This is a genomic window from Xanthomonas sp. LF02-5 (assembly GCF_034105325.1).
Classification (GTDB): Bacteria; Pseudomonadota; Gammaproteobacteria; order Xanthomonadales; family Xanthomonadaceae; genus Xanthomonas_A; species Xanthomonas_A sontii.
Genome location: NZ_JAXGGF010000001.1, coordinates 987893 through 1013113 on the forward strand (window position 1 = coordinate 987893; position 25221 = coordinate 1013113).

General features: G+C 71.2%; 21 protein-coding genes. 11 read left to right on the top strand and 10 right to left on the bottom strand.

What is annotated here, in order from left to right:
- The first annotated feature begins 110 nt into the window (after positions 1-110).
- Positions 111-4028, top strand: coding sequence for a YhdP family protein (locus SLW52_RS04430; protein ID WP_320739316.1), 3918 nt, complete (start codon positions 111-113; stop codon positions 4026-4028).
- Between the two features lie 228 nt (positions 4029-4256).
- Positions 4257-5699, top strand: coding sequence for a metalloprotease TldD (tldD, locus tag SLW52_RS04435; RefSeq protein WP_017914545.1), 1443 nt, complete (start codon positions 4257-4259; stop codon positions 5697-5699).
- 159 nt (positions 5700-5858) lie between these two features.
- Here the strand turns inward: tldD and yjgA are convergent, their stop codons facing one another.
- Positions 5859-6455, bottom strand: coding sequence for a ribosome biogenesis factor YjgA (gene yjgA / locus SLW52_RS04440; RefSeq protein ID WP_017910610.1), 597 nt, complete (start codon positions 6453-6455; stop codon positions 5859-5861).
- A 95-nt stretch (positions 6456-6550) separates the two neighbouring features.
- On the opposite strand from yjgA, the gene pmbA reads away from it, so the two are divergent.
- The 5 genes from pmbA to SLW52_RS04465 all read left to right on the top strand — a co-directional run bounded on the left by pmbA (position 6551) and on the right by SLW52_RS04465 (position 11676).
- Positions 6551-7915: a metalloprotease PmbA gene (pmbA, locus tag SLW52_RS04445; protein ID WP_320739315.1), complete on the top strand. Its 1365-nt coding sequence runs from the start codon at positions 6551-6553 to the stop codon at positions 7913-7915.
- Between the two features lie 37 nt (positions 7916-7952).
- Positions 7953-8351, top strand: coding sequence for a DUF4870 domain-containing protein (locus SLW52_RS04450; protein ID WP_295943649.1), 399 nt, complete (start codon positions 7953-7955; stop codon positions 8349-8351).
- 176 nt (positions 8352-8527) lie between these two features.
- Positions 8528-8905, top strand: coding sequence for a DUF4870 domain-containing protein (locus SLW52_RS04455; protein WP_017910613.1), 378 nt, complete (start codon positions 8528-8530; stop codon positions 8903-8905).
- 172 nt (positions 8906-9077) lie between these two features.
- Positions 9078-10505, top strand: coding sequence for a DUF1800 domain-containing protein (locus SLW52_RS04460; RefSeq protein WP_320739314.1), 1428 nt, complete (start codon positions 9078-9080; stop codon positions 10503-10505).
- Positions 10506-10542: 37 nt separating this feature from the next.
- Positions 10543-11676, top strand: a complete 1134-nt coding sequence (locus SLW52_RS04465) for a DUF1501 domain-containing protein (RefSeq protein WP_267085079.1) — start codon at positions 10543-10545, stop codon at positions 11674-11676.
- A gap of 95 nt (positions 11677-11771) precedes the next feature.
- Here the strand turns inward: SLW52_RS04465 and SLW52_RS04470 are convergent, their stop codons facing one another.
- The 6 genes from SLW52_RS04470 to SLW52_RS04495 all read right to left on the bottom strand — a co-directional run bounded on the left by SLW52_RS04470 (position 11772) and on the right by SLW52_RS04495 (position 18965).
- Entirely contained in the window at positions 11772-12866 is a 1095-nt protein-coding gene (locus SLW52_RS04470) for a M35 family metallo-endopeptidase (protein WP_017909615.1), read from the bottom strand.
- Positions 12867-13602: 736 nt separating this feature from the next.
- Positions 13603-14484: a polyprenyl synthetase family protein gene (locus tag SLW52_RS04475; protein WP_267121146.1), complete on the bottom strand. Its 882-nt coding sequence runs from the start codon at positions 14482-14484 to the stop codon at positions 13603-13605.
- Entirely contained in the window at positions 14474-14737 is a 264-nt protein-coding gene (locus SLW52_RS04480) for an exodeoxyribonuclease VII small subunit (protein ID WP_160947972.1), read from the bottom strand. The genes SLW52_RS04475 and SLW52_RS04480 overlap by 11 nt, the downstream gene beginning before the upstream one ends.
- 31 nt (positions 14738-14768) lie before the next feature.
- On the bottom strand, positions 14769-16085 hold the full coding sequence (tilS, locus tag SLW52_RS04485) for a tRNA lysidine(34) synthetase TilS (RefSeq protein WP_320739313.1): 1317 nt from the start codon (positions 16083-16085) through the stop codon (positions 14769-14771).
- Positions 16086-16692: 607 nt separating this feature from the next.
- On the bottom strand, positions 16693-17262 hold the full coding sequence (locus SLW52_RS04490; protein WP_320739311.1) for a WG repeat-containing protein: 570 nt from the start codon (positions 17260-17262) through the stop codon (positions 16693-16695).
- On the bottom strand, positions 17259-18965 hold the full coding sequence (locus SLW52_RS04495) for an alkaline phosphatase (RefSeq protein WP_320739310.1): 1707 nt from the start codon (positions 18963-18965) through the stop codon (positions 17259-17261). The genes SLW52_RS04490 and SLW52_RS04495 overlap by 4 nt, the downstream gene beginning before the upstream one ends.
- 151 nt (positions 18966-19116) lie before the next feature.
- Here SLW52_RS04495 and SLW52_RS04500 point away from each other — a divergent pair, with 151 nt between their 5' ends.
- The 3 genes from SLW52_RS04500 (at position 19117) to SLW52_RS04510 (ending at position 21894) form a co-directional block, all read left to right on the top strand.
- Positions 19117-20457: a dicarboxylate/amino acid:cation symporter gene (locus SLW52_RS04500; RefSeq protein WP_320739309.1), complete on the top strand. Its 1341-nt coding sequence runs from the start codon at positions 19117-19119 to the stop codon at positions 20455-20457.
- 7 nt (positions 20458-20464) lie between these two features.
- Positions 20465-21301, top strand: a complete 837-nt coding sequence (locus SLW52_RS04505) for a class I SAM-dependent methyltransferase (RefSeq protein ID WP_295972534.1) — start codon at positions 20465-20467, stop codon at positions 21299-21301.
- Positions 21302-21414: 113 nt separating this feature from the next.
- Positions 21415-21894, top strand: coding sequence for an acyl-CoA thioesterase (locus tag SLW52_RS04510; protein ID WP_017909252.1), 480 nt, complete (start codon positions 21415-21417; stop codon positions 21892-21894).
- Positions 21895-21916: 22 nt separating this feature from the next.
- Here the strand turns inward: SLW52_RS04510 and SLW52_RS04515 are convergent, their stop codons facing one another.
- Complete coding sequence (locus SLW52_RS04515) at positions 21917-22666, bottom strand: nucleotidyltransferase domain-containing protein (protein ID WP_320739308.1); 750 nt, start codon at positions 22664-22666, stop codon at positions 21917-21919.
- Between the two features lie 161 nt (positions 22667-22827).
- On the opposite strand from SLW52_RS04515, the gene SLW52_RS04520 reads away from it, so the two are divergent.
- Positions 22828-23604, top strand: coding sequence for a class I SAM-dependent methyltransferase (locus SLW52_RS04520; RefSeq protein ID WP_152182841.1), 777 nt, complete (start codon positions 22828-22830; stop codon positions 23602-23604).
- Positions 23605-23721: 117 nt separating this feature from the next.
- Here SLW52_RS04520 and SLW52_RS04525 read toward each other — a convergent pair whose 3' ends face one another.
- Together SLW52_RS04525 and SLW52_RS04530 are read right to left on the bottom strand one after the other, a co-directional pair.
- A complete protein-coding gene (locus tag SLW52_RS04525; RefSeq protein ID WP_082028753.1) occupies positions 23722-24555 on the bottom strand; it encodes a C40 family peptidase in 834 nt (277 codons plus the stop codon).
- A gap of 107 nt (positions 24556-24662) precedes the next feature.
- Entirely contained in the window at positions 24663-25205 is a 543-nt protein-coding gene (locus SLW52_RS04530) for a C40 family peptidase (protein ID WP_320739307.1), read from the bottom strand.
- Positions 25206-25221: the final 16 nt, after the last annotated feature.

Here is a 25221-nt window from a genome sequence, read left to right on the forward strand (position 1 = left end):
GTTTGCGCTGACGCGTCCCTGGATTCCTCGGCCGAATTTCACACGGCAATGAGCAGTTCGCGCTCTGCTGTTGCGATTCCCCATTTCCTATTCCCCATTCCCCGCCCCTGATGCACACCCCGCTGCGCCGCCGCCTGCGCCTGGCTCGCCGTTTCGCGTTCTACGCGGTGGCGATCGGGCTGGTGTGCGTGGCCCTGGCGGTGGGCGCGCTGAGCCAGGCGCTGCCGTTCGTGGAGCGGCATCCGCAGCAGGTGGCGGCGTGGCTGAGCGAGCGCGCCGGGCGGCCGATCCGCTTCGACCGGCTGGAGACGGCCTGGACCCGGCGCGGTCCCTTGCTGCGCCTGGATGGGCTGCGCATCGGTGCCGGCGACGGCGTGCGCATCGGCCAGGCCGAGGTGCTGGTGTCGATGTACGCGGGATTGCTGCCCGGGCGCTCGTTCACCGAACTGCGCCTGCGCGGCCTGGCGCTGACCCTGCAGCGCGCCGACGACGGCAACTGGAGCGTGCAGGGCCTGCCGACCTCGGGGCAGGGCGGCGATCCGCTGGATGCGCTGGAAGGGCTGGGCGAGTTGCAGGTCATCGATGGACGCCTGCGTGTACACGCCCCGTCGCTGGGCCTGGAAGCGCAGGTGCCGAAGATCGACCTGCGGATGCGCGTGAACGGCGAGCGCCTGCAGGTGGGCGTGCACGGCTGGAGCGATCTGCAACAGGCGCCGCTGACCGCGGTGCTGGACCTGGACCGTCGCAGTGGCGACGGCCAGGCCTACTTGGCGGTGCGCCCGGCGGAACTGGCGGGCTGGGCCGGCCTGCTGCATGCGGCCGGCATCGAACTGCAGGGCGGCGTCGGCGACGTCCAGGCCTGGCTGGACCTGCAGCAGCGCCGGGTCGCCGGGGTGACCGTGGACGCCACGCTGCGCGCGCTGCGCCTGCGCGGCGCGCCGCTGGCCGACGGGCGCACCCGGCCGCAGCTCGCCTTCACCACCTTCCGCGCGAAGGCGCGCTGGCGCCAGATCGACGGCGGCTGGCGGCTGGATGCGCCGCAACTGCAGTTCGGCCAGGCCGGACAGCCGCTGCAGCGCCTGGACGGGCTGACCGTGGCCGGCGGGCGCCGTTTCGCTCTGTACGGCGATCGGCTCGACCTGGCGCCGCTGATCGCGGTGGCCGGACTCAGCGATCGGCTTTCGCCCAGCCTGCGCAGTTGGTTGGCGGTGGCACGGCCGCGTCTGCAACTGACCCAGGTGGCGGTGAGCGGGGTTCCCGGCGGTCCGCTGTACGGCCAGGGGCGGCTGGCGGACCTGGCGTTCGCGCCGGCGGGCGGTGCGCCGGGTGTGAGCGGGCTGCGCGGCCGCTTCGACGGCGATGCGCAGGCCGGCGAACTGGCGCTGGAGGCCGGCAGCCCGGTCCGCGTCGACTGGCCCAGCGGCTTCGGCGTGGTCCACCAAGTCCAGTTGGCCGGGCGCATCGTCGCCTTCCGCGATGGCGACGGCCTGCGCGTAGCGACCCCGGGGCTGCGCGTGCAGGGCAGCGACTACGGCGCCGACGTGCGCGGCGGGCTGCGCTTCCAGGACGACGGCTCGCGGCCGTGGATCGACCTGGCCGCCGATCTGCAGGACGCGCCGGTGGTGGCGGCGAAGAAGTTCTGGGTCCATTCCAAGATGAGCAAGGCCGCCACCGACTGGCTCGACGCCGCGCTGCAGGGCGGGCGCCTGCGCGACGGCCATGCGCTGGTCTCCGGCGACCTGGATGACTGGCCGTTCGCCGACCACAACGGCCGCTTCGAGGCGACCGCGCGGCTGGAGGACGCCAAGGTGCGCTTCCAGCACGACTGGCCGGCGGTGGAGAACGTGGACGCCAGCGTCGCCTTCATCGGCAACGGCTTCGAGGTGCACGGCCGCGGCAGCATGGGCGGGCTGCCGGTGGAGCAGCTGTCGGCGGCGCTGCCCGACTACAAGGAAGGCCAGCTCAGCGTGCTGGCCAGCACCCGCGCCGAGACCGGCAAGCTGCTGGCGATGCTGCGGCAGAGTCCGCTGCATGCCCATTACGGCGACACCCTGGATGCGCTCAGCGCGTCGGGGCCGGCCGATGTCACCTTCGACCTGCTGCAGCCGCTGCGCGCCGACATCGGCACCCACCACCTGCGCGGCACGGTCGACCTGCTCGGCGCGCATATCGCCGACAAGCGCTGGGACCTGGCCTTCGACGACATGCGCGGCAGCGCCAACTACAGCGATACCGGATTCGCCGCGCAGAAGCTGAGCGTGGCCTACCAGGGCCACCAGGGCGAACTGGCGCTGCGCGCCGGCGACGGCGTGCAGGATCCGCAACAGGCCTTCGAGGCCGCGCTGAGCGCGTCGCTGGACGCGAACGAACTGCTCGACCGGGTGCCGGAAATGGCCTGGCTCAAGCCGTACGTGCAGGGCCGCTCTCGCTGGAACATCGGCGTCGGCCTGCCCAAGACGCCCGACGGCGGCGCGCAGCCGCCGACCCGGCTGCAACTGCGCTCGGACCTGGTCGGCACCCAGCTGCTGATGCCGGCGCCGATGGACAAGGCGCCGGCCACGCCGCTGGCGACCTCGGTCAACGTGCCGCTGCCGGTCGGCAGCGGTCGCATCGAGGTGGCCTTCGGCAAGCTGATGGCGCTGGCGGCGCGCAGCCAGGGCGGCAAGACCGGCGTGCGCGTGGTGATGGGCAGCGACCACGTCGCCGACGAACCGCCGGCCAGCGGCCTGGTAGTCAGCGGGCGCACCGCGGCGCTGAACGCCATCGACTGGATCGGCGTGGTCAGCCGCCCCGATCCGAACGCCGCCGCGGCCAACGGCGGCGAAGACCCGATGCCGCTGCGGCGCATCGAGATCCTGGCCGACCATCTGCTGTTGCTGGGCGGCGTGTTCGACAACACCCGCCTGCGCCTGCTGCCGCAGGCCGACAGCATCGACGTGCACCTGGACGGCCCGGCCCTGGCCGGCGACCTCAGCGTGCCGACCAAGGACGGCGGCGTGCTCGGCGGACGCCTGGCGCGGGTGCACTGGCGCTCGGCCACGGCCACCTTGCCGGTGGCGAACGGCACGCCGACGGCGGTGGTCGCCACGCCCGCCGACAGCGGGGTCGCCGGCAGCGCCGGCCCGGTCCCGGCTGGCCCGTTCGCCGACAGCCTGGACCCGGCCACGATCCCGGCGCTGGCGCTGGACGTGGACGACCTGCGCTTCGGCGCGATGACCCTCGGCGCGGCCTCGCTGCGCACGCGCAAGCTCGCCGACGGCATGCAGGTGGACCAACTGCACCTGCGCTCGGACAAGCAGAAGATCGACATCAGCGGCGACTGGCGCGGCAAGGGCGCCACCGCCCGGACCCAGCTCAACGCCAACGTCGACAGCCGCGACCTGGGCGAACTGATGCAGAACCTGGACTTCGGCGGGCAGGTGCGCGGCGGCGAAGGCCAGCTGACGCTCAGCGCCGCCTGGCCGGGCACGCCGTCCGGCCTGCAGCTGGCCACGGTGCAGGGGCAGCTCGACGTGGCCGCGCGCAATGGGCAGTTGCTGGAACTGAACCCGGGCGCCGGACGCGTGCTCGGCCTGCTCAGCGTGGCGCAACTGCCGCGGCGGCTGATGTTCGATTTCCGCGACTTCTTTTCCAAGGGCTTCGCCTTCAACCGCATCGACGGCCAGATCCGTTTCGGCGACGGCCTGGCGCGCAGCGACAACCTGGTCATCGATGGCCCGGCCGCGGAGATCAAGGTGCGCGGCGAGGCCGACCTGCGCGCCCAGCAGTTCGACCAGACCATCGACGTCAATCCCAAGTCCGGCAACCTGCTGACCGTGGTCGGCGCGGTGGCCGGCGGGCCGGTCGGCGCGGCGGTCGGCGCCGCCGCCAACGCGGTGCTGGGCAAGCCGCTGGGCAACATCGGCGCGCGCACCTACCGGGTCACCGGGCCGTGGAAGGATCCCAAGGTGGACGTGATCGAGCGCGAGTCGGCGCGCCCGCCGGCGGCGCCTGCCGCGACGCCGCCGGCTGCGTCCGGGAAGCGCTGAAAAGCCGGAATTGGGGATGACCAGCCTGCGGCTGTTGAAAGCCGGGAGTGGGGATGGCGGCGGTTGCGCGCGATGCCGGCCCGCAAGGATGGCAGTGGCGCGGCGCCCTGCGCGTGCATGGGATGCGGTGCATTGCCTGGAGACCGCCGCGCTTCTCGCGCGCCTGCTGTGTTCACACTGTGCCGCCCGCCGCTTGCGCTGCGCGCCTTCGTCCCCCATGTTGAGCCCATGAACGATCACGCCCTGAGTCTTGCCGAAACCCGCCTGTTGCTTCCCGCCGGCCTGGATGCCACCAGCCTGGAGCGCGCCTTCGGCACGCTGCTCGGCCCCGGCATCGACTTCGGCGACCTGTATTTCCAGCATTCGCGGCGCGAGAGCTGGAGCGTGGAGGACGGCATCGTCAAGGATGGCGCCCACTCCATCGAGCAGGGCGTGGGGGTGCGCGCGATCTCCGGCGAGAAGACCGGCTTCGCCTATTCCGACGACATCCACCGCGATGCGCTGCTGGCCGCCGCGCAGTCGGCGCGGGCCATCTCCCGCGACGGCGGCGCGCAGCCGGCGCACGCGCTGCAGCGCGGTGGCGGCCGCGCGCTGTACCCGGCGCTGGACCCGGTGGACGCGATGGACAACGCGCACAAGGTCGAGCTGCTGCGGCGGCTGGACCAATACCTGCGCGCCGCCGACCCGCGCGTGCAGCAGGTGATGGTGAGCCTGTCCGGCGGCGTGGACACGGTGCTGGTGGCGCGCAGCGACGGCGTGCTCGCCGCCGACGTGCGCCCGCTGGTGCGGCTGAACGTGCAGGTGATCGTCGAACAGCAGGGCCGCCGCGAATCCGGCTATGCCGGCGGCGGCGGCCGCTACGACTACGCCACGCTGTTCGCCGACGGCCGCCCGGAAGCCTTTGCCCGCGAGGCCTTGCGCCAGGCGCTGGTGAACCTGGAGGCGGTGCCGGCGCCGGCTGGGGTCATGCAGGTGGTGCTGGGCCCGGGTTGGCCCGGCGTGCTGCTGCACGAGGCGGTCGGCCATGGCCTCGAGGGCGACTTCAACCGCAAGGGCACCAGCGTCTACGCCGGCCGCATCGGCCAGCGCGTGGCCTCGCCCGGCGTCACCATCGTCGACGACGGCACCCTGGACGGCCGCCGCGGTTCGCTCAACGTCGACGACGAGGGCACCGCGACCAACTGCACCACCCTGATCGAGGACGGCGTGCTGGTCGGCTACATGCAGGACACGCTCAACGCGCGGCTGATGGGCGTGGCGCCGACCGGCAACGGCCGTCGCGAATCGTTCGCGCACCTGCCGATGCCGCGCATGACCAACACCTACATGCGCGCCGGCCAGCACGATCCCGAGGAGATGATCCGCTCGGTGAAGAAGGGCCTGTACGCGGTCAACTTCGGTGGCGGCCAGGTCGACATCACCAGCGGCAAGTACGTGTTCTCGGCCACCGAGGCTTACCTGATCGAGGACGGAAAGGTCACCGCGCCGGTGAAGGGCGCCACCCTGATCGGCAACGGCCCGGAGACCATGCAGAAGGTGCGCATGATCGGCCACGACCTGGCGCTGGACGAGGGCGTCGGCGTCTGCGGCAAGGACGGGCAGAGCGTGCCGGTGGGCGTGGGCCAGCCGTCGCTGCTGATCGACGGGCTGACCGTGGGCGGGACGGCCTAGGAGCCGGGAGTGGGGAATCGGGAATCGGGAATGGGCAAAGCGGGCGCCGCGATGTGCTGCGGCGTTGCCGGCCTGGCGGATAGGTTCATCGCGCGCCTTGCCAGCTACGGTGCTGGGAGCGCGTCGGCTGTCGTACGCGGCAACCGACGTTGCCGCGCCTCAGTCGCGCGTGTCGTCGAACGCGGCGTCGTCGTCCGCTTCTTCGATTCCCGATTCTCCATTCCCCATTCCCGACGCACCCCCCAGGATCATCTCGCGCAGTTCCCGGAACAATTCGCGGTAAGCGTGCGGCGGCTTGTTCTTCAACCGCTCGTCCTTGGCGTTGCGGACCAGTTGGCGCAGCCGCTGGCGGTCGGCGTCGGGATGCTCGGCCAGCAGTTCGGCCAGCGCGGTGTCGCCTTCGGCGAGCAGCCGTTCGCGCCAGTCCTCGACCCGGTGCATGGCCGCCACTTCGCGGCGCGCGCTGTCGCTGTTGACGTCCATCGCCTCGCGGATCGCTTCCAGCACCGCCTCGTCCTCGCGCCGCATCTGCTTGGCCAGGAACGCCAGCTGCCGCTTGTGCGCGATGTGCGAGGTGATGCGCTTGGTCTCGGCGATGTGCGGCAGCAGCGACTCGGGCACCGGCAGCTTGGCCAGCTGCGCCGGGGTCAGCGCCACCAGCTTCTCGCCCAGGCTCAGCACTTCCAGCGCCTCGCGGCGTTGCTGGCTGCGGCTTTCGCCGCGGAATTCACCGGTGTCTTCGTCGCGTCCGCGCATGCTCGTACTACTCGATCGGGCTGGAAATCAAATCAACACATCCGGCCAGGACGGCCGGGCAGGGGCGAAGGGATTCGCACAACAAGGATAAAGCATTGAACGCGATCACCCCCGATTTGCACCGCGACGACAGCCAGCAGCGCCTGGAGCGCCTGTCTGACATCGCCGAACGGCTGCTGGCGCGCGCCCGCGCGCTTGGCGCCAGCCAGGCCGAGGTCAGCTGCAGCGAAGACCGCGGGCTGGACGTCAACGTGCGCCTGGGCGCGGTGGAGACGGTGGAATCCACCCGCGACCGCGGCATCGGCGTCACCGTCTACTTCGGCCACCGCAAGGGCAGCGCCAGTACCGCCGACCTGCACGAGTCCAGCCTGGAGGCCACCGTGGCCCAGGCCTGCGCCATCGCCCGCTACACCGAGGACGATGTGGCGGCCGGCCTTGCCGAGGCGGCGCTGATGGCGCGCGAGCAGCCGGATTACGACCGTTGGCATCCGTGGCCGCTGCAGGCCGAGGAGGCGATCGACCTGGCGCTGGCCTGCGAGGCCGCCGGCCGCGACGCCGATGCGCGGATCAGCAATTCCGACGGCGCCTCGGCCGGCAGCAGCGAGAGCCTGTCGGTCTATGCCAATTCGCACGGCTTCGTCGGCTGCGAGCGCAGCACCCACCATTCGATCGCCTGCACGCTGATCGCCGGGCAGGGCGACGGCATGCAGCGCGACGGCTGGTACAGCAGCGCGCTGGCACGCGAGGACCTGGAACGCGCGTCGGCGATCGGCCGCCGTGCCGCCGAGCGCACCGTGGCGCGGCTGCAGCCGCGCTCGCTGCCGACCGGCGAGGTGCCGGTGCTGTTCGCGCCGGAGATGGCGCGCTCGTTGATCGGGCATCTGCTTGGCGCGGTGTCCGGTGGTTCGCTGTATCGCCGCGCCAGCTTCCTGCTCGACAGCGCCGGCACCCGCCTGTTCCCGGAGTGGTTCGCGATCGACGAACGGCCGCACCTGCGCCGCGGCCTGCGCTCGGCCGCCTTCGACGGCGAGGGCGTGGCCACCCGCGAGGCGCCGCTGGTGCGCGACGGCGTGCTGCAGCGCTACGTGCTGGGCAGCTACTCGGCGCGCAAGCTGGGCCTGCAGACCACCGCCAATGCCGGCGGCGTGCACAACCTGCAGGTGGCGGCCAACGCGGTGGACCTGCAGGCCATCCTCAAGGGCCTGCCGCGCGGCCTGCTGGTCACCGACCTGATGGGCAACGGCGTCAATCCGGTCACCGGCGACTACTCGCGCGGCGCCGGCGGATTCTGGATCGAGAACGGCGAAATCGCCTATCCGGTGGACGAGATCACCATCGCCGGCAACCTGCGGCAGATGTTCCATGACATCGAGGCGGTCGGCGCCGACATCGACGTGCGCTCGCATGTGCATATCGGCGCGGTGCTGGTCGGCAGGATGACGGTGGCCGGCAACGACTAAGCGCCGCGACGCAGGCAGCGCGCAAGGACGCACAGCCATGCAGGCAAGCGACACCGAGAACACGATCACCGACGGCCCTGCGCCCGCGTGGGAGCGCGCGCTGGCGGCATTTGCGCATCTGTCGATGTGGATCGGCTTGTTCGCCGCCTGCAATGTGCACCTGGGCTACGCGCTGTGGTGGCTGCTGTTGCTGTGGCTGTTGCCGGGCGCGCAATGGTGGGTGATGCGGGGCAGGCAGCCGTTCGTCGCCGAACACGCGCGCCAGGCCATGCGGATGGGCCTCGGCCTGTCCCTACTGAGTGCGGTCTTGCTGGCGCCGAGCGTGCTGATCTTCGGTGCCGTGCTCGTGTTCGGGTGGCTGCTGGTCCTGATGCTGCTTGTGGCGATGGGCGTCAGCCTATACGCGGCGGCCAAGGCCATGCTCGGTCGCCGCTAGCGCGATCCGCTGCCGTATGGGGCGTCGGATCAGCGCCGCGGTTGCCGAGCGGGCGATCCTTGAGCCCGTCGAGGCGTCTTCCCGCCTTGCCGGCTTGGCTTGACAGCGCTGCGCCAGCCGCCGAGAGTGACGCGCCAAACGTCTTGTCCCCTCACCACCAAAGGAACGGAATACCGATGAGCGAATTCGACAACGTCACTGCCCCGCCGCCGCCGCCGGCCTCGGCAGGCCCCCAGGAAGATCGCACTGTCGCGCTGATCACCCATCTGTCCGGGATCATCGCCGGCTTCATCGTGCCGCTGATCATCTGGCTGGTGAACAAGGACAACCCGGCCAAGTCCTTCCTCAACGACCAGGCCAAGGAAGCGCTGAATTTCCAGATCACCGTCGCCATCGCGTACGTGATCTGCGTGGTGCTCAGCGTGATCGTCATCGGCGGATTGCTGATGCCGGTGGTGTGGGTGGTGAACCTGGTGTTCTGCATCCTGGCCGGCATCAAGGCCAACGACGGCGTCGCCTACCGCTACCCGTTCGCGCTGCGCCTGATCAAGTAAGCGCGCCTGCGACGCGTCCCCGAAGGCCCGGCCGCTGCGCCGGGCCTTTTTTGTGCCCGCGCCGCGCTCCGGCGGGAGGTCGCAGGGCGGCCAGGCGCAACGCCGCCACCGGCCGGTCAACCGCGGCCCGTGCTGCGCGTTTGCAAGGCTGTCGCCATCACCGGAGCGCCGCATGATCCGCCGCGAGAGCTTGAGCGCCGCCAACCGCTTCGGCCTGGGCGCCCGTCCCGGGGACCTGGCTGCCATGGGCGAACCGCGCGCCTGGCTCGCCGCGCAGTTGCAGTCGCCGCCGCTGGCGGCGGAGTTGCAGGGCCTGCCCGACAGCCTGGCCTACCTGCGCCGCGAGGCCGACTACCAGCGCGAACGCCGCCAGGCGCGGCAGCAGGCGGCCGGCGATCCGCAGCAGGCCGCCCAGCAGGCGCAGCAGGCCGCGCGCGGGCTGTACCGGCAGGCACAGGCGCAGGAACTGGCGGCGCGCTACCGGGTCGCGGTGTCCACCCCGGCCGGATTCGCCGAGCGCCTGGTGCAGTTCTGGTCCAATCATTTCGCGGTCTCGGTCGACAAGCGCGCAGCCGCGCTGTACGCGGCGCCGATGGAACGCGAGGCGATCCGCCCGCACTGCATGGGCCGCTTCGCCGACCTGCTGCTGGCGGTGGAGCGGCACCCGGCGATGCTGCGCTACCTGGACAACGCCAATTCGGTCGGCCCCGACTCGCTGCTGGCGCAACGCGCGCAGCGCCGGGCCCTGCGCCTGGATCCCGAACGTCCCGTACGCCGCCTGGGGCTCAACGAGAATCTGGCGCGCGAGATCCTGGAACTGCACACGCTGGGCGTGGACGGCGGCTATACCCAGGCCGACGTCACCGAACTGGCGCGTGCGATCACCGGCTGGGGCGTGCCGGCGCCACGCGATTTCGAGCAGGGCGCGCCTGGGGCCGCCTTCGTGTTCCGCGCGCCGGCGCATGCCGCCGGCAGCCGCCTGGTGCTGGGCCGGCGCTACGCCGAGGACGGCGTGGCGCAGGGCGAGGCGATCCTGGCGGCGCTGGCGCGGCACCCGGCCACCGCGCAGCACGTCTCGTTCAAGCTGGCCCGGCATTTCGTCCGCGACGATCCGCCGCCAGCCTTGGTACAGCGCATGGCCGACGCGTGGCGGCGCAACGATGGCGACCTGCGCCACGTCTACCGCGCCCTGATCGACAGCCCCGAGGCATGGGACGCGCAGGCGCGCAAGTTCAAGCCGCCGCAGGATTTCGTGGTGTCCGCACTGCGCGCCGGAGGTACCTGGCCCGAGGCACCGCCGCAGCAGAAGACCGTGCTGACCCTGCTGGCACGGATGGGGCAGCCGCCGTTCACGCCGCGCTCGCCGGCCGGCTATGCCGACGTGGCCGCGGAATGGAGCGGCGCCGACGCACTGTGGAAGCGCGTGCAGGCCGCCGAGGCGCTGGCCGGGATGGCCCCAGGCGAGCCGCTGGCACTGGCCGCGACCGCGTTCGGCGACGGTCCGGATGCGGACACGCTGACCGCGGTGCGGCGCGCCGAATCGCCACGCGAAGGCGTGGCGGTGCTGCTGGCCAGCCCGGCCTTCCAATGGCGCGCCTGAGCGGCGCGCGGTCCGATCCGCGATGGGAGAAGCTCCGATGCAACTGACACGCCGTCGTTTCCTTGCCGCCAGCGGTGCGGCCACCGTGTTGAGCCTGTGGGCGGGCAGCGGCCTGGCCGCGCCGGGCGCCGATACGCGCCTGCTGGTGGTGCTGCTGCGCGGCGCGCTGGACGGGCTGCATGCGCTGGTGCCGACCGCCGACCCCGACTACGCACGCCTGCGCGGCGCGCTGGCGCCGCCGCAGACCCTGGCCCTGGACGGCAGCTTCGCGCTGCATCCGGCGCTGGCGTTCGCGCATGAGCTGTACGCGCGCAAGCAATGGCTGCCGGTGGTGGCGGTGGCGCCGCCGTACCGCGAGCGCTCGCACTTCGAGGCGCAGGATTGCCTGGAGAACGGCACCGCGCGGCCCAGTGGCGCCGCCAGCGGCTGGCTCAACCGCTGCGCATTGGCCCTGCACGGCGCCGAGGCGGTGTCGGTGAGCGCGGTGACGCCGCTGATCATGCGCGGCCCTGGCGCGGTGAACAGCTGGTCGCCGCCTCTGCCGAGCGCGGTCAATCCGATCCTGCTGCAGCGCCTGCAGCCGCTGTATGCCGCCGATCCGCAGCTGGCCGGTGATTTCGCGCGCGCGCTGCGCGAGCAGGGCATGCAGGTGGACAGCGTCAAGGGTGGGCAATTGCCGCAGGCGATGAGTGCGGCGGCCAGCTTCATGACCAAGCCCGACGGGCCGCGGATCGGCTTCGTCGAGGATGCCGGCTGGGATACCCACGGCAACCAGGCCGCGGTGCTGCAGCGCAAGCTGGGCGAACTGGATGCGGGGCTGCGCGCGTTCCACGATGGCGCGCAGGCCTGCTGGTCGCGCAGCGTGGTCGCGGTGGTGACCGAGTTCGGCCGCACCGCGGCGGTGAACGGCACCGGCGGGACCGACCATGGCACCGGCGGGGTGGCGTTCCTGGCCGGCGGCGCGGTGCGCGGCGGGCGCATCGCGGGAGACTGGCCCGGCCTGTCGCCGCGGGCCTTGAACGAGGGCCGCGACCTGCGCGCCACCAGCGACCTGCGCAGCCTGTTCCGGCACGTGCTCGGCGCGCATCTGGGCGTGTCCGAGCGCGCGCTGGACACCCAGGTGTTTCCCGGCAGCGCGGGGCTGCCCAGGTTGGAGGGTTTGGTGGCCTAGGACACCACGCGGGCATAGAGCGTGCGGCCTGGGCCGCACGCGAACCGGGCGCCGACGCGAGGTCGGCGCCCGGGGACATCACCGGCGTGCCGGACTCAGTTCTGCGACGGATTGTTCTCGGCGAAGTACTCATGGCTGTCGGCGTTCTTCACCGCGCGCGCCGGATCGCTCTTGGCCAGGCTCTTGGCCGCGCTCTGGCCGTACGCGGTGTCCTGCGTGCCGGCGACCACGCTGAAGTGGCTCATTTCGTGGATCAGGGTGCCGGCCTTGGAGTCGGTGCCGGTCAGCGGCGCGCTCCAGAACGCATTGCACACGTAGATCTGGTACGGCTGGTTCGGATACACGTAGGCGTAGGAACTGTCGCTGCAGCCGCAATTGATGGTGATCTGGCCGTTGTTCTGGTCGATCGCCGAATCGATGTTGACGAAGTTGGACGTGGCGGTGCTGTAGCGGCTGGCGTTGTAGGCGCCGAACCAGGTGGTGTAGCGCGCGCCGGTGCTGCCGCCGTTGAGGTAGGTCTTGGCGTTCTGCGAGTAGGTGCGTGCCGCGTTCACCGCGCTGCCGATGGTGCTGATCTGGCTGGTGCTGCACGAGGCGTAGTTGACGCCGTTGACCACCGCCTGCGGGCCGACCATCAGGTCGTTGCGCACCGCATGGCCGCGGCCGCCATCCAGCCATACCGTCAGCGGCGCGCTGGACAGGGTCTGCGGCTCGCCGTCGGCGCGCAGCATGCGCGCGCCATCGGCGAGCGCGGCGCCCTGCAGCGGCGCGTCGAGGCGGATGCTGTAGGTGCCGCTGCGGGTCAGGTCGTAGGCGCGGCTCAGGTCGATCTGCGCCTGCTTCGCTTCGCCCGGCTGCAGCACCACCATGTCCTCGGCGCGCGGCGCGGCGCGCTTGACCAGGCGCCCGACGTAATCCACCGGCTTGCCGTCGCGCTGGACCTGGAACAGGGCGTTGTCGAGATCGCCCAGCGGCAGTTCCCACTTGGGCACGCGTGCGACCTGCGTGCCGGTGTTGCGCACGGTCACCGCCATCTGGCCGCGCTGCTGGCCGTCGGCGTCGGCGACCGGCGTCAGTTCGACCTGCAGCGGCGCGGGCGTGCGCGTGAGTTGCGATTGCGCCGTGGCCGCCGAGATGATGCCGACCAGGCTGAAGCCGATCGCTGCCGAGATCCGGGATGCGTGTTTCATGCAGTCTCTCTCCGTCGAAAGTGGGCGCCCCGTGACAGGGGCCGAAGCAAACTAGCCCGGTGATGCGCGCGTGCGCGTCGCAGGTGTGTTTGTCTTCGATTTCGTCCAGCGAAGCGCGCGCCAGGTCTCAGTATCGGCATCGCGGACAGACATCGCCGCGCGTGAGTGTCGCGCTGCAGCGGCATGCACTGGATCGAGCGCAGCGTCGCGATAGGCCATGTGGCGATCACGCTCGCACTGTGCGTGTGCGTGCGTGCAGATCGTGCTGGTGGCGGCGTTTGCCGAAGGCGATGAGGACGTCCGGGATCTCCATTCGCCGCAGCCGTCGTCATCGCGATCTGCAGCGGTATGCGCGGCGTCGGCATTTTTGCGGCAACGCGGGTTGCCGTGGCGTGAGATGCCCCTGGTCGCCTGGTGTGGGAGTCAACCGTCATGCATCCGCGACGAGCGGCGTGGCGGACGATCGGATCGCGAAAGCAGTCGGGACTGAAGTCCCTCCCACATTGCCTCAGACACTCACCGCAAGCCCATGTAGCAGCGGCTTCAGCCGCGACAGGCATGACCGATGCCGTCTGTCGCGGCTGAAGCCGCTCCTGCAACAGCGCCTCTGGTCATCACGGGCTGCGCGCGGCCAGCGCCAGCATTCATCCCTGGTTTCGCGGATGCGGTGCAGCGCCTGCGCGGCTAATGACGCGTGCGGCCCAGCCGCAACGATCGCACACGTCGAGCGTGGCGATCAGTGCGCGCGATCGACCGCGAGCCGCGCCAGCGCCGCCAGTGTATCGGCGGCAGCGCCATAGCCTTCCAGGCTGTCCTGCATCGCCTGCGCCAGTTCGGCCAGCTTGGCCTTGGCGCCGTCCATGCCGAGCAGGGCCGGGTAGGTGGATTTGGCCTGCGCCGCGTCCTTGCCGGCGGTCTTGCCGAGCTGTTCGGAGCTGGCTTCCACGTCGAGGATGTCGTCGCGCACCTGGAAGGCCAGGCCCAGCGCGGTGGCGAAGGTATCCAGCTGCGCTAGCGCATCGGCGGCGGCGCCGCCGCCGAGTGCGCCCAGGCGCACGCTGGCGCGGATCAGTGCGCCGGTCTTCAGCGCATGCATGCGTTGCAGGTCGGCAAGGGCCTGCACGCGGCCGGTGGCGTCGATGTCCAGCGCCTGCCCACCGCACATGCCGGCCGCGCCGGCGGCCTCGGCCAGGGTCTGCAGCCACTGCACGCGCAGTGTCGGCGCCGCGTCCTCGGCATTGGCCAACAGCGCGAACGCCAGGCTCTGCAGCGCATCGCCGGCGAGGATCGCGGTGGCTTCGTCGAAGGCGATGTGCACGGTCGGCTGGCCGCGGCGCAGGGCGTCGTCGTCCATCGCCGGCAGGTCGTCGTGCACCAGCGAATAGGCATGGATCAGTTCCACCGCCAGCGCCGGCGCGTCCAGGCGCGCGGCGTCGGCGCCGAACAGCGCGCCGCTGGCGTAGACCAGCAGCGGGCGCATGCGCTTGCCGCCGCCGAGGGTGGCGTGGCGCATCGCCGCGTGCAGGCGTTGCGGCGCCAGCGTGGCCGCCGGCAACTGCGCCTGCAGCCCGGCTTCCACCCGCTCGCGCCAGCGTGCGAACGCCGCCTCAGCCGCCATGGGGCGGCACGGGGTCGAAGGGTTCGGCGCTGTCGGGCTGTTCGGGATCGCTGAGCAGGCGCACGCGCAATTCGGCCTGCTCCAGCGCCTGCTGGCATTGCCGGTACAGGCCCACGCCGCGCTCGTAGGCGCTGAGCGACTGTTCCAGGCTCAGGTCGCCGGCTTCCATCTTTTCCACCAGCACTTCCAGTTCTTCGAGCGACTGCTCGAAGCGGGCGACCGGGGAGGCATCGTCTTGGGGCTTCTTGGGCATGGCGAAAGTGTGCGCGGCGGCGGCAGCAGGGTCAATGCGAGCCGCGCGCCGGCGCCGGCAGCGCATCCAGCTCAAGGCGTGCAGCGTGCGCCTGCAGCCAATCGTGCAGCGGCGCGGCCAGCAGGTCCGGTCCGGCAGCCAGCAGTTGCGTGGCGTCGAACAGCAGCGGCAGTCGCATGCGCTGCCACGGCGGCAACGCCTGCGTCTGCAGCAGGTGCTTCAATGCCTGCGACTGCGTCCGCCCTGGCAGAAGCAGACGTTCGCCGCCGCGGCGCGCGCGCACCAGCAGCGGCGTATCGAAGGCCAGCGTGGTGTCGGCGCGCAGGTGCAGGCGGCGGCCATCGGGCAACGCCAGCGGCGCGCGGCCGTCCCACTGCGCCTGCCAGTCCGCAGGCCAGGGCGCAGGGTCGCGCTCGGCGTACAGCGTGTCGTGCCAGCTGCGCAAGCAGGCGCCATGCCAGGCGAACTGCGCCGCGGCATCGGCACGCGGCTGCAGCAGGTCGCGTTCGATCGCGGCCAGGCCGGCCGCAGGCAATGGCGGCAGTCCGGCCTGTGCGACCCAGTGGCGCAGTACGCGTGCGCGTCGTGCCGCGGGCAGGGCGCGCAGCGGGGCGAGTGGCAGCGGAGCACCCGGGGCGTCCTGCAGCGCATCGAGCGCCGTGCGGTCGTCCGCCTCCAGCAGTGCACTGGCGTCGGCACATAGCCGCGCGCTGCGGACGAGGGCGGCATCGGCGTGCGGCCAGCGCTGGCGCAGCAGCGGCAGCACCTGCAGGCGCAGGAAATTGCGGTCGAAGCCGGGATCGGCATTGCTGGGGTCGTCGATCCACTGCAGGCCGTGCTGCTGCGCATAGGCGTGCAGTACGCTGCGCGGTTGCGCCAGCAGCGGCCGCCACAGGCGGCTGCCGGCGAAGTCGGACAGCGCCTGCATCGCCGCCAGGCCGTCGGGCCCGGACGCGCGCAACGCGCGCAGCAGGAAGGTTTCGGCCTGGTCGTCGCGGTGCTGCGCCAGCGCCAGCCATTCGCCGGGCTGCAGCGCCTGCGCGAAGGCGTGGCGGCGCGCCTGCCGCGCGGCCGCTTCCAGGCCATCGCCGCTGTCGCGCGGCACCTGCACCCGCACCACCTGCAGCGGCACCGCCAGCGCGGCGCACAGCTGCGCGCACTGCGCGGCCCAGGCGTCGGCGTCGGCATGCAGGCCGTGGTGCACATGCAGCGCACGCAGGCCGGTGCTGCGATACGACGGCTGCTGCGCGAGCAGGTGCAGCAGCACGGTCGAATCCAGTCCGCCGCTGAGGCCGAGCAGCAGCGGCGCCGGTGCCGGATCGGGCAGCGCGGTGGCGAGTGCGGACAACGGGGGCGTAGAGGCGTGCGGCGGCATCGCGTCACTGTAGACGCAAGCGCAGGTCAGCGCGAAGCGTGGCATGGCGACGTCTTTGCGCTTGGCAGCGTTGTGGGAGGAACTTCAGTCCCGATGCCTTTCAGCTAATCGCGTCGGGACTGAAGTCCCTCCCACAAGAGCAGGTGTCGGCACTCGGGACTATCCAGACTGCTTGCTCAGCCCGTTGCCCGCTGGATGTCGGCGGCCAGCACGCGACGACCGGCCTGCGGCCAGAGTTCCGACGCCTTTCAGTTCAATGCGTCGGGACTGAAGTCCCTCCCACAAGAGCAATTGTCGGCACTCGTGGCTGGCCCAAATGCTTGCTCAGCCCGGTGCCCGCTCGATGTTGGTTGCCAGCACGCGACGGCTGGCCAGCCGCCAGCGCGCGACGGCGCTTGAAGCCGCGCAACGTGCGTTGGCCCCCTGTGGGAGGGACTTCAGTCCCGACGCGGGGATGTCTCACCTCGCGGACGATGCGCTTCCCGCGACATCGCGGGAGATTCAAAGAGACGCGTTGCAGAGAACCAGCCTTGGCGACCTTCTCCGCGACAACGCGGCCATACCGCACACGCTCATCGGCTCAGCGCTTGGGCGCCGGCACTTCGCGGTTGTGGCGATCGATGGAGTACCAGCGGCCACCCTGCATCGGCGTGTGGCCGTCGGTGTTGGGCGTGCCCGCGCTGCAGCCGTCGCAGACCTCGGCGACGCCGTGCTCGAACGGCCAGGCGAAGTCGTGGACCGGCGCGATCACCTCGCGCAGCTGCCGGTCGTAGAAGCCGATACGGCCGTGGAATATGCCGCGGGTCAGCCCTTCAGTGAATCCATCCGGACCGTTGTCCCAGGTGATCACCGGCAAGCTGCGGCCATCGGCGCGCACGTAGTAGAAGCGTGCGCCGACGCTTAGCAGCGCCAGCCCGTCGCGATCGAAGGTCAGGCGCCGCAGCGCCTGTGGCGTCAGTACCAGGCGTTCGTCGGCGCCGAGCCGGCAGTCCGGCACGACGTCGCGGTCGGTGGTCGGATCGCCGAGCCGGCAGGCGTCGTCGGGCTGGGCCTGTGCCTGCACAGCGGCTGCGGTTGTCGCCAGTGCGAGCAGCGCCGCTGCCGCACGCAGGCGGCCACGGCGCCACGGCCGGGGCAGGAGGCGGTTCACTGCGCGGTGGCGGTGCCGGTCATGAACGCTGCCGGCTTGGGCAGTTCCACCGGCACGCCGTCGCCGTTGCAGGTGCCGGCCTGGCACAGCCGCGCGCGCAGCGTCGGCGTGGCCTGCACGATCACGTGGTAGATCACGTTCTCCTCCAGGCTGCCGCGGAAGGCGTTGCTGCCGGGGCCGCGCGCCCAGATGCCGACGTCGTCGCCGCCGTGGGTCTCGGCCTTGGTCGGCACCAGCGCTTCCTGCATGAAGTCCGGGCTTTCGGTATCGACGTGGGTCAGGTCGGGACGGCCGTTGGCCGGCTCGAAGTTGCTCGGCGCATGCGGGAAGGTCTTGACCCCGGCCGGCTGCTGGTTGCTGGCGCCGGTGTAGCCGGGGCCGTTGGCGTAGCTGAGCGTGGCGTAGGGCTGGCCGTTGCCGTCCAGCGCCAGGTCGCCGGTGTTGGCGTCCTCGCCGCTGGTGCCGCGGACCTTGCCCAGGATCGGGTTGCCACGCTGCGGGTAGCCGACGAAGTTCAGCGTGTGCGAGTGGTCGGCGGTGACGATGATCAGCGTGTCCTCGGCCGAGGTCGCGTCCGCCGCGGCCTGCACCGCCTGCGACAGGGCGATGGTCTCGTCCAGCGCGCGGTAGGCGTTGCCGGCGTGGTGCGCGTGGTCGATGCGTCCGCCTTCGACCATCAGCACGTAGCCGTTCTTGTCCTGCGACAGGGTACGGATCGCGGCGCGGGTCATCTCTGCCAGGCTCGGGTCGCCCTTGGCGCTGCGGTCGCGGTCGTGGTCGAACTGCATGTGGTCCGGCTCGAACAGGCCCAGCAGCGCCGGCGCGTTCTGCGCCGCCTCCAGTTGCCCGCGGGTCCACACGTAGGCGCCCTGCGGATGGCGCTGGCGCCATTCGCCGACCAGGTCGCGGCCATCCAGGCGCAGGCCGACCTTGTCGTCGTATTCCGGATCGCGCTGCTCGACGGTGGTGAACTGGCCGCGGCCGCCGGCCAGCATCACCTGCGGGCCGCGCCCGAAGCGCGCGCTCACCATCTGCTGGGCGATGTCGCGGCAGCCTTCGGTCACCGCCTTCTCCGGCAGGTCGGCATCGCTTTCCCAGTTGCGCTCGGGCACGTGCGCATAGGTCGCGGCCGGGGTGGCGTGGGTGAGGCGGGTGGTGGTGACGATGCCGGTGCCCATGCCGGCGCTGTCGGCCAGTTCCAGCCAGCTCAGCAACTGCTTGCCGAGGCTGTCGGCGCAGGCGTCGCGCTTGCCCGCGGCCACGCCGATCGCGCCCATGTGGGTCTTCACCCCGGTGGTGATCGAGGTCATGGTGCCGGCCGAATCCGGCGTCTGCGAATCGGTGTTGTAGGTCTTGCTCAGCGCGGTGGCCGGGAACGCCTCCCACGACAACTGGTTCTCCTCGCCCGAGGCGCCCTTGCGCTGGCCGTCGAGGATGCGCGCGGCGGCGACGGTGGTGAGGCTCATGCCATCGCCGAGGAACAGGATCACGTTCTTGGCCTTGCCACGCATCGCGCCGTTGTTGGCGGCCTTGGCGGCGCCGCTGCGGTACCACCAGGCCGGGGTCTCGCCGGCCGGATGGGCCACGGCGGGGACGACGATCGGCGCGATGTTGGCGCTGGCGGCCGGCGCGTGCGGCGTGCTGGCGCAGGCACCCAGCAGCAGGGTGGAGGCGGCGGCGAGGGCGGAAACGGAAAGGCGCATACGCAGAACGGGTCCTGAACAACGAAGTCCCCCGCATTATGCCGGCTACGACAAGGCACGCCGATGACATCGCGCCTTTCCAGCCATGGCGTCGTCGCTGCTGCCGGGGTGCGCTATCGTGCGAAACCCCCGATCTTTCTGGACAGCGTCGATGAAACTGGTGACGGCCTGGTTACGCATTCCGTTCTGGCAGCGCGTGGTCGCCGGCTTCCTGCTGGGCGCCCTGGCGGGCTGGGCGCTGGGCCCGACCGCGGAGACCTGGTTCAAGCCGCTGGGCGATCTGTACGTCACCCTGATCAAGATGATCGCGGTGCCGCTGGTGTTCTTCGCGGTCATCAACGCGATCTCGGCGCTGCACGGACAGCAGTCGGTGGCCAAGCTGGGCGGGCGCACCTTCCTGTGGTTCGTGGTCACCGCGGCGCTGGCGGTCGGCGTCGGCCTGGCCGTGGGCACGGTGCTGCAGCCGGGCGCCGGCCATCTGGGCCTGCGAGTGGACAGCGCCTGGACCCCGCGCGACGTGCCCAGCCCGGTGCAGGTGCTGCTGGACGTGGTGCCGTCCAACCCGTTCTATGCGCTCACCGGTATCGGCACCAGGACCAATGCCGCTGGCGAGACCGTGCTGGCGGCCGGGCGCGGTTCGATCCTGCCGGTGATCTTCTTCGCCGCGCTGCTGGGCTTTGCCATGGTCAAGCTCGGCGAGCGCGTGGCCGAGGCGCGCAAGCTCACCAGGCAGATGAGCGAGATCATGATCCAGGTCACCCGCTTCGTGCTGGAGATGACCCCGCTCGGCACCTTCGGCCTGATCGCCGCGCTGGTCGGCGGCTACGGCTTCGGCAAGCTGCTGCCGTTCGGCAATTTCGTGCTGGCGCTGTACCTGGCCTGCGCGATCCACATCGTGGTGGTGTACAGCGGCCTGCTGCTGGTGCACGGGCTCAATCCGTGGAAGTTCTTCCGCGGCGCCGCGCCGGGCATGCAGGTGGCCTTCGTCAGTTCCTCCAGCTTCGCCGCGATGCCGGTGGCGCTGCGTTCGATCACCCACAACCTCGGCGTCAACAAGGACTACGCCGCGTTCGCCGTACCGCTGGGCGCCAGCATCAAGATGGACGGCTGCGGCGCGATCTTCCCGGCGCTGTGCGCGGTGTTCATCGCCCAGTACACCGGCGTGCCGCTGACCGCCAACCAGTATTTCGTGGTGCTGATCGCCTCGGTGCTGGGCAGCTTCGGCACCGCCGGCGTGCCCGGCACCGCGGTGGTGATGGCCACGGTGGTGCTGAGCGCGGCCAACCTGCCGTTGGAGGTCATCGGCTACCTGTACGCCATCGACCGCGTGCTGGACATGATGCGCACCATGACCAACGTGACCGGGCAGATGCTGGTGCCGGTGCTGGTGGCCAAGGAGACCGGCCTGCTCGATCGCAGCATCTACGAGGCCGCCCCGAGCAATGTCGGCCTGGAAGATCCGCCGGTCGACGGTTCCGGCCAGGTGCGTTGATGCGTCCGTGAGTACGCCTGCCGAGAGCCTGCGCGCGCAGCTGCGACAGTTGCCCGGGCTGACGCTGCACGCGGGTGTGCTGGTGCACGACGCGCTGCCGGACGACCCGTTCGAGCAGCGCTACCTGGACGTGCGCCGCCGCGAAGGCCGGCTCTACAGCGACGCCCAAGTGCGCACGCTGCCGCAGCCGCCCGGCGCGCTCGGCGCCAGCCACGAATGGCGGGTGCGCGCCGAATCGTGCCGGCGCCTGTTGCGCCATCTGCGTGCGCGTGGCGGCGACGGTCCTCTGCTGGAACTCGGCTGCGGCAACGGCTGGCTGTCGTATCGCCTGGCCAGCGGCCTGCAGCGCGAAGTCTGCGGTGTCGACGTCAATCGCACCGAACTGGCGCAGGCGGCGCGAGTCTTTGCCGACGCGCCGCGGTTGAGCTTCGTCGCCGGCGACATCCTGCGTTTGCCGCTGCCGGCGCAGCGGTTCGATGTCGTGGTGGTGCCGGCCTGCCTCCAATACTTCGCCGATCCGCGTGCGCTGATCGCCCGCCTGCTGCAGCTGCTGCAGCACGACGGCGAACTGCACATCCTCGACAGCCCGTTCTACGCCGACGTCGAGCAAGCCAGGGCCAGCGCCGCGCGCAGCCTGCGCTACTTCAGCGGACTGGGCTGCGCCGAACTGGCGCAGCAGTACCACCAGCACACCGAGGCGGTACTGGACGGCATCGTGCTGCGCCGGTTGTTCGACCCACGGCGGCTGTCGGTGCGCTGCCTGCGGGCGTTGCGCTGGCGCCAGCCGCATTTCCCGTGGCTGTGCATCCGCAAGCGCGACAATCTCGCGCTGGCCGCGGTCTAGCCGGCGCCGCCGACCGCCGGCGCGTCTGCGGCGACACCTTATTGCGGCGCCGTTGCGATTGGCGGCGGCGGCGCATGGCAGACTGCCGCCTCCTTCCCCTGCATGGACTCCCGATGAGCGGCACGCAACGCGAACTGACCTTCCGCTTCCTGGCCGAACCGATCGACGTCAACTACGGCGGCAAGGTCCACGGCGGCGTGGTGATGAAGTGGATCGACCAGGTCGGCTACGCCGCCGCGGTGGGCTGGAGCGGCCACTACAGCGTAACCGTGGCGGTGGGCGGCATCCGCTTCGTCTCGCCGATCCGCATCAGCGACATGGTCACGGTCGGCGCCAAGCTGGTCCACACCGGCACCAGCAGCATGCATTTCGCCATCGAGGTGCGCGCCCGCGATCCGATGGGCGGTGAGCCGCGTCTGTGTACGCATTGCATCATCGTGTTCGTGGCCCTGGATGGCGTCGAAGGCCGCCCCACCGCGGTGCCGGCCTGGCATCCGGACACGCCGGAAGACCATCGCCTGGCCGAGTACGCGCAGAAGGTGATGGAACTGAGCAAGGGCATCGAGGACACCATCGCCCACTACCACGGCTGAGGGCGCGCGCCCGCGCGCTGGCTCAGGCGCGCCAGTCCGCGGGCGCGATGCGGCAGTCGCCGTCGAACAGGCGGCCGCCGTGCACGGCCAGTTCCTGCTGCGCCAGCGCCAGCACCGGCGCACCGTCGGCGTTGGCGAACAGCGCGGCGAAGGCCTGGTCGAAGCGTTGGCCCAAGGCCGGATCCATCCGTGCCAGCAGGCGCGGCACCCACTTGCCGCTGCCGTACCAATGGCCGCGTCCGCGCAGCGCCAGTTCCGCCAGGCGCGGATGCAGCAGGGCGCCGATGGCGAGGATCTCGGCGGCGCTGCGCTCGCCGCACAGGTCGTCGACCAGGTCAGTGATCTCGTAGCGCAGCGCGTCCCGTTGCGCCTGCGTCAGCGGCGGCGGCCCGGCCTGCAGCCGCGCGGCGACCTGGCTTTGCAGGCTGCGTGCGGATTCGGTCGCGGTGCCGACGAGGGTGCCCTCGGCGATCATGTGCAGCAGGCTTGGGCGGCCGCGGGCGGCGTCTTCGTCGACGAACCAGGCCAGCGTGCCCGGGGCGTGCACGAATGCTTCGACGGGCATGCCGTCGGCGAGGAACGATTCGCGGCGTGCGGCCGGCAGGTGCTCATAGACCACGACCAGGTCGAGATCGGAGAGATGCGTGCCTTCGCCGCGCAGGATCGAGCCGGCCGCGAAGCCGAACGCCGCGTCGGTGTAGCGGGTGCACAGCAGCGATTGCGCGATCGCCAGCGCCTGGGCGGGCGTGGGCAGGGCGTGCTCGGCCGGCATCAGCGCGGCGCCTGCAATTGCGGCCAGGACGCGACCCGGCAGACGGGCTCATCGGCATGGCAGGACTGCGAGGCAGGCGAGGGGCGTGGTGTCATCGAAGTTCTGGTGACGCGATCGAGGCGGACAGCGTATCGTGCCGGCGGGCAACGCGGACGGCGACGATGACGCTCCAGGCGGACAGCGCGGAACTGCAGCGGCAATACGGCGATACACAGCGGCTGGTGCAGCGTAAGTCGCTGCATGCCAAGTACGGCCGCGGCGATTGGTACCCGTGGTTGCGCGCGCAGGTGCCGCTGGCCGCAGACATGCGCGTGGCCGACATCGGCTGCGGCACCGGCCAGCTGTGGGGCGCGCTCGCCGGGCAATGGCCGCCATCGCTGGCAGTGCAATTGCTGGATCGCTCGCCGGCCATGGTCGCTGCGGCATTGGCGCAGGCGGCGGCGTTGCGGCCACGGGGTGTGGTCGGCGACGCGATGCGCCTGCCGCTGCGCGATGCCAGCATCGACGCCGCACTGGCCGTGCATATGCTCTACCACTTGCCCGATCCGCATGCGGGCGTGCGCGAGCTGCGGCGCATCGTTCGTCCAGGCGCGGCAGTACTGGCGGTGCTCAATGGTCGCGACAACATGCGTCAACTCGCGCAACTGGTCGCCGGGGTGGCCGGTGGTCCGGACCGCGACCCGTCCACCCTGCGCCTGGACGCGGAGGCGGGCGCGCGCCTGTTCGCGATGCACTTCGCACAGGTCCGGGTCGCACGCTTCGACGACGTGCTGGTCTGCACCGATCCCGAGGACGTCATGGCCTATCTGCAGAGTCTGCCGTTGCCGCCGCAGGCGCACGCGTCAGCCTTGCGGCAGGCGGTAGAGGCAGCGTTTGCGCATGGCGACGGCGCGTTGCGGATCGACAAGGACGTGCGCGCGATCGTTGCCACCGCCTGAGGGCGGCCGCGTCGGTGCCAGTGGCACGAGCGCCAGCCGGGCGGCCGCGAAACGCCACAACGAAAAAGGCCGCTGTCCCCAGCGGCCTTTTCTGTGCGGTATCTGCGGAGCGGCGGCTTACATCGCCACGCGGCGCGCCTGCACGAACTTCTCGCCCCAGTAGCCGGAGGTCAGCGTGTCCACGCGCACGTCCTTGCCGCGGCTGGGGGCGTGCAGGAAGCGGCCCTCGCCGACGTACAGGCCGACATGGTCGACGCGGCCCTTGCGACCGAAGAACACCAGGTCGCCCGGCGCCAGCGCGTCGCGGTCCTTGATCAGCTGGGCATTGGCCTCGCGGGCCATCTCGCGCGACACGCGCGGCAGTTCGATGCCCAGCGCGGTGCGGAACACGTAGCCGACCAGGCCGCTGCAGTCGAAGCCTTCGGTGTCCTCGCCGCCCCAGCGGTACGGGGTGCCCAGCAGCGCCATGGCGCGCTTGAGCACGGACTGGACCTTGTCGCCGCCCGGCACCACGCCTTCGCGCGGGACCGGCTGGGACACGTCGTAGTTGGCCAGCAGGCGGCTGATGTCGCCGGCAAACATCGCCGAGCGGTCCATCAGCGGAATGGTGTCGTTGGCGGCCAGGTGCGGCAGCAGGGCGGCCAGGGTGGCGGTGGCGGCGGCGTCGGCCTTGCTGCGCGACGGTGCGGGCGCCTGGGCGGCGGCCGGCTTGGCCGAGGTGGTGGTGTTGGGGGTCTGCGCGGTCGCCTGGGCGGTGGTCGCGGTGGCGCTCACCTGGGCGGGAGCGGGGGCGACGGTCGCGATCGCTTCCGGGACGACGGTATCGGCGGGAGCGGTCTGGGCCAGGGCCGGAAGGGCCGAGAAACAGAGCGAGGCGGTGCAGAAGAGGCGGAAAGCGGTCCGGCGGGGAACGGCGGGCTTGCCTGGAGAGGTCTGGGCTTCGGTCGTCACGCTTGGATCACAAAATAAAACGATGGGGGATCATGCCTTGTAGACAGAAATAGGAAGTTCAAATAAGGTTAAATTTTCGTAATTATGAATGTGGGTGAAATCACAGTTCAGCGCAAAACCCGCTTTGCGCCGGTGTAGTGATCCCGCCAGTAGGCCCCGTCCAGCGAATCCAGGCGCACCGTTCCGCCCGTGCTGGGAGCGTGCACGAAGCGGCCTTCACCGACATAAATTCCGACGTGCGTCACATTTCCAGCGCTGCCGAAGAACACCAGGTCGCCGGTGCTCAGCCGCTGCGGGTCGATCCGCGGCCCCTGTACCGCGGCCAGTTCGCGCGAGGTGCGCGGCAGCCGCAGGTCGAGCATGTCGCGGTAGACGTAGGCGACCAGGCCGCTGCAGTCGAAGCCGGACTCGGGGGTGTTGCCGCCGTAGCGGTAGGGCGTGCCGACCAGGCCCAGCGCCCGCATCAGCACTGCGTTGGCCGCGCCCGGGTCGGCCGGCGCCACCTGCGGCCACTCGCGCACCGCCACCGGTGCCGGCCGGGCGTGGCGGACCTCGTGGCGTCCGCAGGCCGCCAGCGCGGCGGTGCACAGCAGCGAAAGCCACCACGGGAACGCGCGGCGGCCGCGCGGCGAAACTGGCGTGTTGTGCATGGAGCCGGGATAATGC

Bases quoted from the DNA above. Each gene is read 5' to 3' on its own strand.
- SLW52_RS04430 (WP_320739316.1), top strand. From the start codon at position 111: ATGCACACCCCGCTGCGCCGCCGCCTGCGCCTGGCTCGCCGTTTCGCG.
- tldD (WP_017914545.1), top strand. From the start codon at position 4,257: ATGAACGATCACGCCCTGAGTCTTGCCGAAACCCGCCTGTTGCTTCCC.
- yjgA (WP_017910610.1), bottom strand. From the start codon at position 6,455: ATGCGCGGACGCGACGAAGACACCGGTGAATTCCGCGGCGAAAGCCGC.
- SLW52_RS04450 (WP_295943649.1), top strand. From the start codon at position 7,953: ATGCAGGCAAGCGACACCGAGAACACGATCACCGACGGCCCTGCGCCC.
- SLW52_RS04455 (WP_017910613.1), top strand. From the start codon at position 8,528: ATGAGCGAATTCGACAACGTCACTGCCCCGCCGCCGCCGCCGGCCTCG.
- SLW52_RS04460 (WP_320739314.1), top strand. From the start codon at position 9,078: ATGATCCGCCGCGAGAGCTTGAGCGCCGCCAACCGCTTCGGCCTGGGC.
- SLW52_RS04465 (WP_267085079.1), top strand. From the start codon at position 10,543: ATGCAACTGACACGCCGTCGTTTCCTTGCCGCCAGCGGTGCGGCCACC.
- SLW52_RS04470 (WP_017909615.1), bottom strand. From the start codon at position 12,866: ATGAAACACGCATCCCGGATCTCGGCAGCGATCGGCTTCAGCCTGGTC.
- SLW52_RS04475 (WP_267121146.1), bottom strand. From the start codon at position 14,484: ATGGCGGCTGAGGCGGCGTTCGCACGCTGGCGCGAGCGGGTGGAAGCC.
- SLW52_RS04480 (WP_160947972.1), bottom strand. From the start codon at position 14,737: ATGCCCAAGAAGCCCCAAGACGATGCCTCCCCGGTCGCCCGCTTCGAG.
- SLW52_RS04495 (WP_320739310.1), bottom strand. From the start codon at position 18,965: ATGCGCCTTTCCGTTTCCGCCCTCGCCGCCGCCTCCACCCTGCTGCTG.
- SLW52_RS04500 (WP_320739309.1), top strand. From the start codon at position 19,117: ATGAAACTGGTGACGGCCTGGTTACGCATTCCGTTCTGGCAGCGCGTG.
- SLW52_RS04510 (WP_017909252.1), top strand. From the start codon at position 21,415: ATGAGCGGCACGCAACGCGAACTGACCTTCCGCTTCCTGGCCGAACCG.
- SLW52_RS04515 (WP_320739308.1), bottom strand. From the start codon at position 22,666: ATGCCGGCCGAGCACGCCCTGCCCACGCCCGCCCAGGCGCTGGCGATC.
- SLW52_RS04520 (WP_152182841.1), top strand. From the start codon at position 22,828: ATGACGCTCCAGGCGGACAGCGCGGAACTGCAGCGGCAATACGGCGAT.
- SLW52_RS04530 (WP_320739307.1), bottom strand. From the start codon at position 25,205: ATGCACAACACGCCAGTTTCGCCGCGCGGCCGCCGCGCGTTCCCGTGG.